Source organism: cf. Phormidesmis sp. LEGE 11477 (assembly GCF_015207105.1).
Taxonomy (GTDB): domain Bacteria; phylum Cyanobacteriota; class Cyanobacteriia; order Phormidesmidales; family Phormidesmidaceae; genus Phormidesmis.
Genome location: NZ_JADEXO010000001.1, coordinates 91,070 through 106,228, shown reverse-complemented (window position 1 = coordinate 106,228; position 15,159 = coordinate 91,070). Strand labels below are relative to the sequence as shown.

11 protein-coding genes are annotated in these 15,159 nt (G+C 50.3%); 7 read left to right on the top strand and 4 right to left on the bottom strand.

The features are described 5' to 3' along the window. Positions 1–30: 30 nt before the first annotated feature. Positions 31–1,374: a PhoH family protein gene (locus tag IQ256_RS00395; RefSeq protein ID WP_193853166.1), complete on the bottom strand. Its 1,344-nt coding sequence runs from the start codon at positions 1,372–1,374 to the stop codon at positions 31–33. 39 nt (positions 1,375–1,413) lie between these two features. After that, complete coding sequence (yidD, locus tag IQ256_RS00390) at positions 1,414–1,641, bottom strand: membrane protein insertion efficiency factor YidD (RefSeq protein WP_193853164.1); 228 nt, start codon at positions 1,639–1,641, stop codon at positions 1,414–1,416. Positions 1,642–1,980: 339 nt separating this feature from the next. On the opposite strand from yidD, the gene IQ256_RS00385 reads away from it, so the two are divergent. The 5 genes from IQ256_RS00385 to IQ256_RS00365 all read left to right on the top strand — a co-directional run bounded on the left by IQ256_RS00385 (position 1,981) and on the right by IQ256_RS00365 (position 8,563). Beyond that, on the top strand, positions 1,981–2,817 hold the full coding sequence (locus IQ256_RS00385) for a peptidylprolyl isomerase (protein WP_228024430.1): 837 nt from the start codon (positions 1,981–1,983) through the stop codon (positions 2,815–2,817). 260 nt (positions 2,818–3,077) lie between these two features. Further along, complete coding sequence (locus tag IQ256_RS00380) at positions 3,078–6,137, top strand: type I secretion system permease/ATPase (protein ID WP_193853162.1); 3,060 nt, start codon at positions 3,078–3,080, stop codon at positions 6,135–6,137. A gap of 5 nt (positions 6,138–6,142) precedes the next feature. Further along, positions 6,143–7,732 carry an HlyD family type I secretion periplasmic adaptor subunit gene (locus IQ256_RS00375; protein WP_193853161.1) on the top strand — a complete coding sequence of 530 codons (1,590 nt, stop codon included), beginning with the start codon at positions 6,143–6,145 and terminating at the stop codon, positions 7,730–7,732. 222 nt (positions 7,733–7,954) lie between these two features. Further along, positions 7,955–8,110: a hypothetical protein gene (locus tag IQ256_RS00370; protein WP_193853159.1), complete on the top strand. Its 156-nt coding sequence runs from the start codon at positions 7,955–7,957 to the stop codon at positions 8,108–8,110. 216 nt (positions 8,111–8,326) lie between these two features. Next, complete coding sequence (locus IQ256_RS00365) at positions 8,327–8,563, top strand: hypothetical protein (protein WP_193853157.1); 237 nt, start codon at positions 8,327–8,329, stop codon at positions 8,561–8,563. Positions 8,564–8,673: 110 nt separating this feature from the next. Here the strand turns inward: IQ256_RS00365 and IQ256_RS00360 are convergent, their stop codons facing one another. Then, complete coding sequence (locus IQ256_RS00360) at positions 8,674–9,297, bottom strand: DNA-3-methyladenine glycosylase (protein WP_193853156.1); 624 nt, start codon at positions 9,295–9,297, stop codon at positions 8,674–8,676. Between the two features lie 203 nt (positions 9,298–9,500). Here IQ256_RS00360 and IQ256_RS00355 point away from each other — a divergent pair, with 203 nt between their 5' ends. Then, positions 9,501–10,109 (top strand): helix-turn-helix transcriptional regulator, encoded by a 609-nt coding sequence (locus tag IQ256_RS00355; protein WP_193853155.1) that lies wholly within the window; start codon positions 9,501–9,503, stop codon positions 10,107–10,109. 55 nt (positions 10,110–10,164) lie between these two features. On the opposite strand, the gene IQ256_RS00350 is transcribed toward IQ256_RS00355, so the two are convergent. After that, positions 10,165–11,745, bottom strand: coding sequence for an NAD(P)H-quinone oxidoreductase subunit N (locus IQ256_RS00350; RefSeq protein WP_193853154.1), 1,581 nt, complete (start codon positions 11,743–11,745; stop codon positions 10,165–10,167). Positions 11,746–12,253: 508 nt separating this feature from the next. Here IQ256_RS00350 and topA point away from each other — a divergent pair. Next, positions 12,254–15,028 carry a type I DNA topoisomerase gene (gene topA, locus IQ256_RS00345; protein ID WP_193853153.1) on the top strand — a complete coding sequence of 925 codons (2,775 nt, stop codon included), beginning with the start codon at positions 12,254–12,256 and terminating at the stop codon, positions 15,026–15,028. The last annotated feature ends 131 nt before the right edge of the window (positions 15,029–15,159 follow it).

The following is a 15,159-nucleotide window of genomic DNA, read 5'->3' as shown; positions in this document are numbered from 1 at the left end:
ATGATGTCTCCTATAGAAAGATCATACCGTTTAGAGCAGGTTTGCAGCCCGCGCTGCTAGGTCTGATCGCTCACCTTGATATAGCGTCACGTGACCTGCTAGCGGATCGTTGCGAAAGCGTTCAATCACGTAGGTCAATCCGTTGCTAGCCGCATCTACATAAGGGTTATCAATCTGTGCGGTGTCTCCAGTGAGCACGATTTTGGTCCCTTCCCCGGCTCTAGTCAAGATCGTCTTCACCTCGTGCGGCGTTAGGTTTTGGGCTTCATCAATGACGAAAAATTGCTTGGGGATAGTACGCCCACGTATATAGGTCAGCGCTTCGATCTGCAATAGGCCCATCTCTAACAAATCTTCGTGACCGCGACGCCAGTGGGCCGGTTTATCAGTCGTATCTTGAGTATTAAAAATCAGATCGAAATTGTCATACAGTGGCTGCATCCAAGGCGTTAGCTTTTCGGTCATATCTCCAGGCAAATAGCCGATATCTTTACCCATCGGCACCACCGGACGCGAGATTAGCAGGCGAGTGTAGCGCTTTTCTTCGGTGACCTTTTGCAGGCCCGCTGCGATCGCCAGCAGCGTTTTGCCCGTACCGGCTTTACCCACTAGCGTCACTAGTGGCACGCTATCGTCTAGCAGCAAAGAAAACGCAAATCGCTGCTCTCTATTTCGCGCTTGGATACGGGAAACGCCGCTGTAAGGCAGCTTGGGCAGAGAGGTCAAATGCCCATCTGAGCGGATGATAGCCAGCGCCGTATGGCTAGGGTTATTCACGTCAATCAGCGTCAGCGCTTGGTTAGGAAAGAACTTTCCTGCAAGCTTCTCCTGGCTCGCCAGCTCAGTTCCCCCTGGCTGAAAGAGTGCGCTCATTTGCTCGGCGCTCACTAGCACTTCCCCCATGCCCGTGTAGAGTTCGTCTACATCAATTTTGTCCGTTTCATAGTCTTCTGCCGTCAGTCCTAGCGTGTCAGCCTTGATCCGCATGTTGGTGTCTTTGCTGACCATCACCACCGGGCACTCACAGTGCTGTTTGGCCTCTAGCGCTACTGCCAAAATGGCATTGTCTCCACCTTCGCTGGTCATCAGCTCTACTGGTAGCGCCTTTAAGGTTTCGCGATCACAAAGAGCGACTTTAAGCTGACCGCCATTTTTGAGCGTAATGCCCGCTGTGATGCTGCCCTGCTTTCTAAGCGCATCCAGCATCCGCGACGTCTGACGAGCATTACGGCCCATTTCCTCAGGTCGCTTCTTGAACCGATCGAGCTCTTCAATCACGGTAATAGGCAGCAGCACTTCGTTGTCCTCAAACCGCAGCATTGCATTTGGATCGTGCAGCAGTACATTGGTATCGAGGACGTAAATTTTCTTCATAATTTGGCTTTTACGGCATGGTCTTTACAGCGTTGGCCCTTAAAGTATTGACTCTTTTTCTGGCACAGGGTCGTATCCGCCAGGGTGAAGCGGATGACAGCGACAAAAGCGCTTAGCCGTTAGCCAGCTACCCTGTAGTGGGCCAAAGCGATCGATCGCTTCTAGGGCATAGCGCGAGCAAGTAGGCTCAAATCGACACATAGGTGGGAACAGAGGGGATACTAGCTGCCGATAGCCTTTAATAAGCAGTAGAAGAGTAAGTTTCATTTCCAAGAGCGGCTTGGTGGCACAACTTTGTATCTAAATTAAGTTATCTACTGCAGCAAATATGCAGTAGATAGAGGTTTATATAAGGTAGCGCTCTTCACAGAACCCTTGTGCATTTTCTAGCTATGGTAAAGCTTTTATGCAGATGTATTTGAGGTGATGTGTGGTATTTAGTAGGGTATGTAACTATATACCTTGATTAGAAAGAGTGCTCTTTTGGGCTTACTTAGTTAGGCGAGGTGTTTAGTTAAGCGAGATGTTTAGCTAGGCGAGATATTTCTAAGTAGGAATCGCCCGACTGGTGTATCCCTTGATGTGTGCTATGGAAGAAATCGCCGTATGTCAGCAATTCTTCAGATTGGTCAAGAGACACTCGACGCCGCAGAGCTAGTAGCAAGGCTGCGAAAATATCGTCTGCTGCCGCAGTTTGTGCAGGAGTTTATCGTCGATCAAGCGACGGCAGATATCGCCTGTGACCCTCAAAAGGCGATGGAAGTGTTTTGTGGCAAGCGGGGCATTTTCTCAGAAGAACAGCGTCAGGCGTGGTGCCAGCAGCAAAACCATTCACCTGAAGAAATGCTGGATGCAGCTATCAGAGAGCGGCGGTTAGAGCTTTTTCAAGAGCAGACCTGGGGTACTCAAATCGAGTCGTATTTTTTAGAGCGAAAGGCGCAGCTCGACCAGGTGACTTATTCACTGATCAGAACTAAGGACGCTAGCCTAGCGCAAGAGCTTTACTTTCGTTTGAATGACGACGGAGCTTCTTTTGCGGAGCTGGCGAGTCGATATTCTGAAGGGCAAGAATCAAAAACGGGCGGGGTGGTAGGCCCAGTAGAGCTCAGTGTGCCTCATCCTATTTTGAGCCGAATGCTGACCGTCAGTAAACCCAGACAGCTGTGGTCGCCAACTCAGATCGGCGAGTGGTTAGTCATTGCCAGACTAGAGCAGTTTGAACCAGCAAAGTTTGATGACGTTATGCGTAGACGCCTACTAGCCGAAAAGTTCCAAGCATGGCTAAAGCAGCAGATTCAGACGGTTTCTGTGAATACAATTATGCCTAATGCGCCAGATGAAGCAGCAGGCGAAGCGGTTCTAGACGAAAGGTTGCTCAGCGCTGCCGCGCCTAATGCGGTAGGCCCAGACGAAACGCTCTCGCCTCAGGCAATGGCGGGCTAATCCTTTCGTAGCATCTATACATTCCTGACGATCGTACTAGTTTCGTGTACTTATCTTTGTTAAGGGTTCACCGAGAAATCACCTACGGCATGTCCATCCATTGTTAATCTAATGAAGATTCAAGGCTAATCCTGGCCTTGAATCAGGGCCGATAGCCCTAGATTAGCTTTAGATCTACAGCTATAAAACAGCTCTATATCTGTTTTATAGCGATTGCTTCAGCTAGTTTTCGATGCAGCGCCCCAGGCTTTTTTCCTACTATGACCTATACCGATATCTCACTCGACCAGAGCTTAGGGGAAGTTTTTCCTTTCGATCAGCTACCGCCGCCGGTTTTACAATCACTCGCTGTCGATAGCCAACGATTGCGTTATCGAATCGGACAGCCAATTTTGCGCCGAGAGTCTATGCCTCATCAGGTCGTAGTGATCCTAACCGGCCAAGCTCGTCTGCTGGGCTACGACGCCAATAAGCGATCGCCGATGACGCTGGATTTGCTCAAGCCAAAATCGGTGCTAGGGCTCGCAGGGCTAGTCAGAGGCGTACCTTGTGAAACGGCGATCGCCTCGTCAGAAGTAGAGGCGATTACGATCCCGATTGGCATGCTCAGACAGCTGTTGACCACCAACGAGCGATTTGCTCAGGCAGTCACTGACTATTGCTATCTGGCCGAAGTCTTTGATCTAGTCAGTCAGTATTTTCAGGTACAGGCTCGCAGCGTCGATGATCTAGCTGAAACAGCGCATCGGCTGCAAGCTGGTGCGATCGCCCGCACCCTACGCGCTGGTCCCGTCACTATCGACAGCGCTTCGCCCAGTCAGCTATGGTTTGTCAGCTCACAGAGCATCGCTCAATACCCAGCGGGTAGCTGGCTGCTTCAAGAGATGCTAGATGGACGCATTACCAGCGAGAGAAACACGCGGCTCATCGGCATTGACATGCGTCAGCTAGCCAGCCAAAGCGGGCCGAGGAGTGCGGATTCTAACGCTGCTTTAGCGCTTAGCGATGAGCCCAGGGACATCAGCGATCTATCGACAGGCGTTGATATCAGCAGTTCCTCAGCCGATCTTATTACGCCGACTTTTGTTGATAACACCAGTAGAAACACACCCTACGCCCCAGAGCTGACCTATGACTCTAACATCGTAGAAGAAGGCTCTGATCGGGCCAAAGCTCTGAAGTATCCGGTCATGCGCGGGCGCGAAGATGTGGGGACAGCCCTAGCCTGTTTTGCCATGATCGCCCAGCACTTTGGTATGCCGTTCAAGCGAGATGTGGTCGAGCGGGTTTTAGTTAACCAAAAAGAAAGGTTAGGTCATCTATCTTTGACGGCATGTGGCGCAGTCGCGGATCTAATCGGACTAAAACCGCAGTTGGCTAAGGTTCCGGCTAGTTCTATAGATCGCCTGCCTAGACTGGCATTGATTAACTGGCGAGATGGCTTTGCTGTTGTTTACGAAACCTCTCCTTCTGAATATGTGCTGGGCGTTCCAGCAGAAAATAAAATTATTCGCCACTCGCCCGAGGCATTTGCCGAGATCTGGGGACCAGAAGGCGAAGTGCTGCTGGTCGAAACCACTGAGCAAACGCCACAGCAAAAGTTTGGCCTGTCTTGGTTTATTCCTTCTCTAAAGAAATATAGAGGCACGCTTAGCCTAGTACTGGTCGCCTCGCTATTTGTTCAGCTATTTGGCTTAGCTAACCCGCTAATGGTCCAGGTGATCATTGACCGGGTAATCATGCAAAACAGCATTGATACTTTGCACGTGCTGGGCGTTTTTCTGGTGGTAGTAGCCGTCTTTGAAGCTATTTTGACCAGTCTGCGGACCTACCTATTTGTCGATACCACTAACCGGATCGATATGGCCTTAGGGGCTGAGATTATTGACCACCTGCTGCGACTGCCGCTGCGATACTTTGATCGGCGACCAGTGGGTGAGCTTTCTAGCCGCGTTAACGAGCTAGAAAATATCCGTCAGTTCTTGACAGGGACTGCCCTGACGGTAGTGCTCGATGCACTGTTCTCGGTTGTCTATATTCTGGTGATGTTCATCTATAGCATCAAGCTAACGTTTGTATCGCTAGCAACGATTCCGCTGTTTATGATCTTGACTTTCTTTGTCTCACCGATCGTGCGACGGCAGCTCAGGGCCAAGGCAGAGCGCAACGCCGAAACGCAATCATTTCTAGTAGAAGCGCTCTCGGGTGTGCAGACAGTAAAAGCACAGAACATGGAGCTTAAAACCCGCTGGAAATGGCAGGAAAAATACGCCAGGTATGTCAGCGACGGCTTCAAAACGGTGCTGACTTCGACTACGGCTGGCTCGGCTAGTGGATTTCTAAACAAGCTCTCTGGCCTACTAGTACTGTGGTTTGGCGCGTCTCTGGTACTAGAAGGCAACCTGACGCTAGGTGGACTGATTGCTTTTAGAATTATCTCTGGCTACGTGACGCAGCCGCTACTGCGCCTGACACAGCTATGGCAAAACTTCCAGGAAACTGCGCTGTCTCTAGAGCGTCTCAGCGACATTATCGACCATCCCCAGGAGCAGGCTGAAGAAGATCGCGCTCAGATCCCGATGCCTGAAATTCAGGGCAATGTGAAGTATGAGGATCTTTCTTTTCGCTTTACTCCATCAGGGCCACTGCAGCTGATCAATATCAACCTAGAATTTCACAAAGGTGAATTTATCGGTATCGTCGGCCAAAGCGGTTCGGGTAAAAGTACGTTGATGAAGCTGCTACCGCGTTTATACAACGCAGAATCGGGCCGGATCTTGATCGACAATTACGACATCAGCAAGGTTGAGCTGTATTCTTTGCGGCAGCAGGTCGGCATTGTGCCACAAGACAGCTTGCTATTTGAAGGCAGCATTCAAGACAACATCGCGCTAACTAATCCTCAAGCCGATACCAACAGTGTGATTACGGCGGCCAAAATCGCTAACGCCCATAACTTCATCATGGATTTGCCCGGCGGCTACAATTCTCGGGTAGGTGAGCGTGGGTCCTCACTTTCAGGGGGACAGCGGCAGCGCATTGCGATCGCCCGTACTGTCCTGCAAAATCCTCGCCTGCTAATTCTAGATGAGGCCACTAGCGCCCTAGATTACGATACCGAAGCTCAAGTTTGCTACAACTTAAAGCAGTGGGCGCAGGGTCGCACGGTATTTTTTATCACACACCGACTCAGTACTATCCGTCAGGCCGACCGTATTCTAGTCATGGACAAAGGGTCAGTTGTAGAACTGGGTACGCACGAAGAACTAATGGCTCTTAAAGGCCGCTATTACTGCCTATATGAGCAGCAGGGAGAATAAATCAAATGACGAGTACTTCTAATAGACCCAAGCTAGTACCAGGTAATGGCAGCCTCGGAAATGGTCAGGCCGGCGGCAACGGTGCGTCTGGTAGTGGTAATGGTGGCTTTAGTACGAACGGCGGCCCCAGCAATGGTGATGGCGATGCCCCTGTGGTGCCTTATGTGCCCCAGTCATTTGATCAGCCAGTCATTTTGAAGCAGTCCCCTCGCTGGGCAAAGGCGATCGCACTTTCCATCATGGGCGTCACTGTAGCTTCGGTCACCTGGGCCTGCATTGCCAGGGTTGAAGAAACCGTAGCGGCTCAAGGCAAGCTAGAGCCAGAAGGCGTTGTGCAGGTGGTACAGGCACCAGTCGGCGGCGTGGTCGAAGAGATTATGGTCACAGAAGGCGAGCTGGTCGAAAGGGGTCAGGTGGTCGCGACTTTAGATGAAACGGCCACAGAGGCGCAGCTCGAATCGAATAGAGACATTGCCGAGCGCCTGAACGCTGAGAACGACTACTACCGGGCGCAGCTATCGGGTGCGGCTGACGCCGTGGCTCCGGCTGGTATCTCTGCTGATCTGGTTCAACGGGGACGTGATCGCGCTCAGCTATTAGCCAGCAATCAGCTCTATCAGGCCCAAATCACGGGTGATACTGCCGGACTTTCTCCTGAACAGCTTGACCGCATGGAGACTGCCACCTCTAGGCTCGCTTCCCAACAGCAAATCAATCGGCTGCAGTCTGCTCAGCTATCTGAGCAACTCAATCAAACCAGGCTACAGCTAGCGAATGCTCGCAGCGAACTAGCAACCAATCAAGATATCTTAAGCCGGTTCAAAGTCCTCAATGAAGAAGGCGCAGTTGCAGAACTTTCCTACTTACAGCAAAAGCAGGAAGTTAACAACAGTCAAACCCAAGTAAATACGCTCAAGGAAGAAGTCGATCGGCTGTCTTTTCAGATATCACAGGCCAATCAGGAGGTCTCGCGGACTTCTTTTGAATCACGAGAGACGCTGCAAGATCGAATTTCGGTCAACAATCAACGAATCGCTGAAATTGACAGTCAGCTTACTCAGCGCCTGCTAGAGAACGATCGCCAGCTATCTGAACTTGCCAGCCAGAGAGCGCAGTTGGCCCAAAGCATCAAATATCAGGCTTTAACCGCGCCAGTAACTGGAACGGTCTTCAATTTGAAAGCCAACCGCCCTGGTTATGTCGCCAACTCTACTGAGCCTATGATGGAGATTGTGCCTCAAGATGCGCTCGTAGCACGGGTTTTCATCCCTAATAGAGACATTGGCTTTGTCCAAGTTGGTCAAAAAGTAGACGTTCGAATTGACGCCTACTCATTTAGCGAATTCGGCGACGTAGAAGGCACGTTGACCAGTATCGGCACGGATGCGCTGCCCCCAGACGAGGTGTTCCCTTTCTATCGCTTTCCAGCAGAAGTCTTGCTAGATTCACAGCAGTTTGTCGCCGATGGGGTGCCGTTAGAACTACGATCTGGCATGTCGCTGAACGCCAATATAAAACTACGCAAGCGCCGAGTGATTACGTTCTTGACTGACCTGTTCCAGCGAAAGCTAGATGCGGTTACATCAGGAAGCTAGAAACCAACTGCCTCCTAGGTTTTTATGCCTTTTCGCAGCAGCGGCCTTCTATCACCAGAAGGCCGCTGCTGTTTTACGAAGAAACTTCATGCAGAAAACGGACTAAAGTCATCGACTTTCTGCATATTTCTTAGCAGGGAGGGAGGGAACTGTAAGGCTAGCTACAAAAATTATTCTTCACAACTGAGAATCTGTAGATGCCATCTTTCTCTAGGAGGATTTATGAACTATCTCGCATCTTTGGTTCTACCAGCAGCTTTGGGTATGATCGCAGGCGTCGCGCACGGTGTTATATCGCACGAGATGAATCTACCCCTGTCTTTGGCCGACCAGGTGCTGATGCCTCTAGAGTCTGTGCAGCCACCGCTACGAGATTAGGCGACACAAGGACAGCGCAGGCTAGAGCGACAAAAGACTAGACGCAATAGGTACTAGGAAACTAAGTACCAAAAGACTAGGCACTCTCAGTCCCAACGTTAGATCTTTTAATCTCTGTGTGTAGATATTAGTCAAGAGATGTAAATGGTATATCTTGCTACTAAAAAATGCTGAGACTATAGAGAAGACAAGTTTCACACAAGGGGCTCTTCTCCTATGCTCAATCATTCTTCTACTCGCGCCGCGACCCGATCTTTTGCTCAGACTACGGGTATCGATCGCGCGATCGCAGGCTTGCTAGTTGCAGGAGTTACTTTCTTTTTGGGTTATACCGTGGTCAGAGCCAGCCTAGCTCAAACCGATGCAGCTACCCCAACAGCGACCAACAATGATGTAGAAGTTGTTGTTCCCGGTGAAGGCACGCTATGGAAAGACGTAGGTACTCGCTTCTAAAGCGCTGGTTTTGTCGTGCTGTTCGTAACGTTACTATCCCAACAGCGCCTTCAAGAACAGTCTACGAACGAATGCAGTCATAAGCGGTAGTCTTTCTCAATGTGAGGAGGCTACCGCTTTTTCACTTTCTTGGAGACGGCGGGTGAGTTCGTAAGATACCAGCGCCAGGGAATCTCCGCGCCTTTTGAGAGGCCGATACGGGTAGTTTGAGTGATGCTCTGCGGCTGGTCTGAGATTTGGTGAGCGATCGCATCCGAACGTCCAGAAACCCATAGCCCTGAGCTAGGCTCGATAGCAATCCCCTTTAGCGAAGTATCTAGCTGCATAGCGATACACAGCTTCCCAGGGCCAGCCGCAACCTTTTCTAGCTTGTCTTTTTCAGGATCTATCCAGCTAGGTCTTTGTTCTAAATGAACAGCGCGAATCAAAATAGTGCTAGCAAAGCCAATGCTATCCGTAACAATATTGAAACAGTGGTACTGACGGTAGATGCGATAGACATAAGCAAAACCAGCCGGCCCAAAAATCACAGAATTACGCTCTGTTTTATTTTGATAGGCATACATCGCCGGGTCACCCGCTTCGTAGGCCTCTGTCTCTACAATCTGACCTGTGATAGTCTCGCCGCCAATTCGCCTGTTCAGACTGCAGCCAATTAGATCAACCGCAACTTGAGAAGATGGGCGATTGAACCAGTCAGCAGTGAGATTGAGCATAGTAGGCATGGTAACCATAGATCTATAGACAAACAGAGATAGACAACTTTAAGAACCTAAAGAAGCGTTTTGCATAGCGCTCACCGCTTCTCTTCATAGCTTAGAAAGGTAGCTTAAAAAGCTAGACAAAGACCATAGAATGTAAAGGGTCAGTAAATCCTTGCAGAAACGAGCCTCCTATTGCCGATAACTATGCATGTAGGATGTTTCTGGAAATCGTCATGAAATCTGTTCGCGCTCAAGCGCCCACTCTCTCAGTTGTCTGTTCGCCTCGATCAACTCATACAGTCAGTATTCTAGGGGCTGCCTTCGGCAGCCTGCAGGACGGCTTTATCGTTGCTGACCCTACTGGCGGCATTCAGCAAATCAACCAGCCAGCCGAGCGTATTTGTCATCTACTCGATACAGAAGGCAAGGCTAGAGAGGGTACATTGCCTCCTGAAATCTGGCACGTCTGTGAAACCGCCTTGAAAAAAAGAGACGTTCTTTCATCCCAAAGTGTAGGGATAGACGCCGATCTAATCTTGCCAAAACTCGGTACCGTTCGTATCCGGGTGCAAAATATTAGCTTTGGCCACACGCCCTATCTGCTAGTTGTCCTAGAAGATCGGCAGCAGACGACTCGGAACAAGGCCCTGTCTGAAGCAGCTCTCTATGGATTGACCGAACGCGAGACAGAGATCTGGCAGCTACGCCTACGCGGAGACGCCTACAAAGAAATATCAGCAGCTCTATGGATTAGCCTTGATACGGTCAAAAAGCATATCAAGAACATCCACGCAAAACAGCGAATGCATCAAGACGACATAGAGTACGGACTGATGGCGTAAATTGACTGCTCTGGCGCTGTAGCTTCTTATCAGCGCCTTTTATCAGCGTTTTATATCAGCGCTTTGAGACTTCTAATGCCTCGGGTGGCTTAGCCTGTAGCGAGGCAATTTCGGCTGTTCGCGCTAGCACAGACCGCTGCAGAAGCGGCGTTCGGGCTACAGAGCTATTTGCTAACGTCAGCAGCGGATTAGCCAAAACACCCGATAAAGCCGTCACTACGACTGCTAATACCAAACTCACCTGCAGTGGCCGCATTCCTGGCAATGTCCAATCGTTATCTTCGTACTCTTTTACAGAGTCGGACATTTCCTGAGGCTCTTTGACCACCATCATCTTCACGACGCGGATGTAGTAATAGATGGAAATTACGCTAGTGATCAAACCTACGAGTACCAGGGTATAGGCACCCGCCTGCCAGCCCGCCCAGAAGACGTAGATTTTGCCAAAGAATCCAGACAGCGGCGGAATTCCACCCAAAGAGAGCAGGCAGATACTTAGACACAAGGTCAGCAGAGGATCGCGCTGATATAGACCGCTGTATTCGCTGATCTGGTCAGTGCCCGTACGCAAAGAGAACAGAATGACGCAGGTAAACGCGCCCAAGTTCATAAATAAGTAGATAAACAGATAGAAGATGACGCTAGAGTAGCCCGCATCAGTACCGATGATGAAGCCGATCATGACGATGCCAGCTTGACCAATTGAAGAATAGGCCAACAGCCGCTTCATGCTGGTTTGGGCCAGGGCAACTACGTTTCCTAGCACCATACTAAGAATGGCTAGGGCCGCGAATACAAACCGCCACTGCTCGGCAACCATTGGAAAGGCCGTTAGCAACAGGCGAATGGCAAGCGCAAATCCTGCAGTCTTTGAACCGACGGACAAGAAGGCAACAACAGGCGTAGGCGATCCTTCGTACACATCAGGTGTCCACTGGTGGAAAGGAACCGCTGCAACTTTGAAAGCAATGCCAGCAATGACAAAAACTAGAGCGATAATTAGGCCAATTGGCGCAGTTGTGTTGGCGGCGGCAATTTGGGTAGCGATCGCACTCAGATTCGTCTCACCCCCCGAGAGCCCATACAGCAAAGACATCCCGTATAAGAAAATAGCCGCACTTGCCGCACCAATCAATAAATACTTCAGCGCCGCCTCGTTCGAGCGGGGATCGCGCTTCATATAGCCCGTCAGCAGATAAGACGAAATACTCAATGTCTCTAGCGACACAAACATGGTCACTAGTTCATCTGCCCCTGTTAGGAACATACCACCCAACGTCGCCGTCAGCAGGATCGCCAAGAACTCTGCAAGTGCCGTTCCCGAGCGCTCGATGTAGCGAATACACATCGGAATTGTGACGAGCGTCGACAGCGCAATAATGCCGCGAAAAACAATGCTGAGATCGTCGCCATTAAAGCTTCCTAAGAAGGCAATTGGCTCAGCGGCACCCCATTGGAGATAAAGATCGGCCACTGCCGCCAGCAACCCGGCCATAGCGATGTAAGGAAGCCATTTTGTCACACCGCGCCCGCCAATGATGTCGGTCACGATCAGCGTCATAATCGTGATGATCACGATTCCTTCTGGCAAGATGATGCCCGCATTTAGCTGAGCGGCAATATTGGCAAAATCCATCGAGGTCAGCCCAGGAAACAGGCAAGATAATGTTTTCCACTTGAAATCTTACCTTGTATCCTCCGATTACCCCACTTCCTTTCAAGATTTGTACGGACATCACCCCAGAACATGCATAGCCGAGTGATTGCTTTCGGCGTTAAAAGAAAAAAGACAGGCTACGCTTCAGATGAACTGTTTGAGGCTCTTTTTCCCATTCGCCTGCTACTGATTGGCGGCTACTGACGCTTGATCTATTAATTGAGCCAATAATTGAGCTAAATCTATAGCTGTGATTCATCAATTTTTTTCAAATAGTTAGCAAAGCTCAAAAGTCAGGGTAGACGGATTGAACCTTTTTGATCTATCGCTATATATAGAGAGAGGTGACTCGAACCCACGATGTAGCCTCAAACGCTTCTATCTGGGAATGATTGAGCCAACTGCCCAGGCTGCTTCCTCTTAGCTAGCCGCTCCAAGTGCTTATCTGCTATTCTCGTTCACCTTCAACCAACACCGCATAGGTCGTATGTCCACGCTTGTCATAGTCGAGTCCCCCACCAAAGCCAAGACCATTCGCAACTACCTGCCCAAAGGGTACAAAGTAGAGGCGTCGATGGGCCACGTTCGTGACTTACCCAAGTCAGCCAAAGAGATTCCGGCCAAGGTTAAAAAAGAGAAATGGGCTCAAATCGGGGTCAACACCGAAGCCAACTTTGAGCCGCTTTACATCGTACCAACCGATAAAAAGAAGGTGGTCAAGACCCTAAAGGATGCGCTCAGAGGGGTGGACGAACTAATTCTGGCGACTGATGAAGACCGTGAAGGCGAAAGTATCAGCTGGCACCTGCTGCAAGTGCTAAAGCCGAAAGTGCCGATCAAGCGTATGGTCTTTCATGAAATCACCAAAGAGGCTATTCAAGAAGCGCTATCAAACTGCCGAGATATTGACGACAAGCTAGTTCACGCTCAAGAAACTCGTCGTATTCTCGATCGGCTAGTGGGCTATACCGTTTCGCCTCTGCTCTGGAAAAAGATTGCCTTTGGCCTATCTGCTGGTCGGGTGCAGTCTGTTTCCGTTCGGCTGCTGGTAGAAAGGGAGCGGGCTAGAAGGGCTTTTAGGCGTGGTTCCTATTGGGATCTAAAAGCAGCGCTGCTAGCGTCTGGCAAGAAAGCAGCGCCTTTTGATGCCAAGCTTACCTCTGTGGGCGGTACCCGCGTGGCTACCGGTAGCGATTTTGATGAAGCGACTGGTAAAGTCAAGGCGGGTCGCAACGTACTTTTACTCAATGAAGCAGAGGCGATCGCGCTGCGCCAGCGACTAGAAAGCAGTGCCTGGACCGTCTCGAACCTAGAAGAGCGGCCCAACACCCGCAAGCCAGCGCCACCGTTTACGACCTCCACCCTGCAGCAGGAAGCCAACCGCAAGCTAGGACTCTCTGCTCGCGATACGATGCGGACTGCTCAAGGTCTCTACGAAAAAGGATTTATTACCTACATGCGGACCGATTCGACCAGCTTGTCGCAGCAGGCGATCGCCGCTGCCCGTAGCTGCGTTCAGAAGAAATACGGTAAAGACTACCTCAGCCCCAAGCCTCGGCAGTTCAAGGCCAAGAGTAAAGGCGCTCAAGAAGCACACGAAGCCATTCGTCCCTCGGGTGAAGTTTTTCGTATCCCTCAAGAGACTCGCCTGAAAGAGCGCGAACTGAAGCTGTACGACCTGATTTGGAAACGTACCGTTGCCACACAGATGGCAGAAGCTCGCCAAACCAACATCACGATGCTAATCGAAGCGGACGATGCAGTGTTCAAGGCGACTGGCAAACGAATCGACTTTCCCGGTTTTTTCCGGGCCTACGTCGAAGGCTCTGACAACCCCGATGCCGCCATCGAAAACCAAGAGGTGATCTTGCCTAACGTGAAAGCAGGTGATCCGCTAGACTGCGCCGACTTAGAAGCCATTGGCCACGAAACTCAGCCGCCCGCTCGCTATACCGAAGCCTCTTTGGTTAAAACGCTAGAAAAAGAAGGGATTGGCCGTCCAAGTACCTATGCCACCGTGATTAGTACCATCGTTGCTAGGCGCTACGCCGAGCTGATTGGAAATAGTCTGGTGCCTACCTTCACAGCGTTTGCCGTTACTGAGCTGTTGGAAGAGAACTTTCCCGACTTAGTGGATGTTCATTTCACAGCCAACATGGAGAAGACGCTAGATGATATCTCTGTCGGTAATGCAGAGTGGCTACCGTATCTGAAAGGCTTCTATGGTGGGGACGATGGCCTAGCTCACCAAGTAGAAGAGCGTCAGGATAACATCGATCCAACCGAGGCTCGTACGGTCGATCTAGACGACCTAGCCGCAAAGGTGCGAATTGGGAAGTACGGGGCTTATGTCGAGCTAGACAAAGAAGAAGAAACCGTTCGCGCTTCGATTCCTGACGGTGTGAGTCCGGCTGATCTAGACGATGAACAAGTTGAGGTGCTGCTAAAGCAAAAGACCGAAGGCCCCGAGAAAATTGATCTTCACCCGGAAACAGGTGAGCCGATGTATCTACTCATCGGTCGCTACGGCCCCTACGTTCAGCTTGGCGATGTCACCGAGGAAAACAAAAAACCCAAGCGAACCTCTTTACCAAAAGGCGTCAAGGCAGAAGATGTCACCCCGGAAATGGCGGTTGGCCTACTGTCTTTGCCTCGGCTGCTAGGCGTTCATCCCGCAACAGGGAACAACATCAAAGCTAGCCTGGGTCGCTTTGGTCCCTACGTTGTTCATTCCAAAGGTAGAGAAGACGGCAAAGACGACTATCGCTCGATCAAAGGCGACGATAACGTGCTGACGATCGCTCTAGAGCGCGCCTTAGAACTGTTAGCTCAGCCCAAAGCTAGCCGAGGTCGAAAGGCAGTAACACCTATCCACGAAATTGGTAAGCATCCGGTTGACGAAGAGCCCATCAACGTCTATGACGGCCCATATGGCCCTTATATCAAGCATGGCAAGGTGAATGTCTCTGTACCTGAGGGTAAAAAACCAGAAGAGGTGACCGTAGACGAAGCGGTCGCACTGTTGAAGGAAAAAGGCGGCGAAGTTAAGAAGAAAACAACCAAAAAGAAAACAGCAAAGGCAAAAACGACAAGAAAAAAGACAACTACTAAAAGAACAACAGCTAATAAGAAAACGGCAGCTGATAGTACTAAAACTAGGACAGCCGGTACTAAGAAATCGACTAAAACGGCGGCTGCCAAAAAATCTACGAAGAAGTCAACTATAGAGAAGGTTTCGGCTGAAAAGGAGAGCAGTTCCTAACCCGGCCACATGACGAAAAGAACGATAAAAAGTGGTTTTAGGACAGTAATATAATTGTCACAGAATCATCATAAATACGACCGAATGAATTCAAGCTTTAGTTGGTGTTTTACTGCTGTAGGATTCCATTT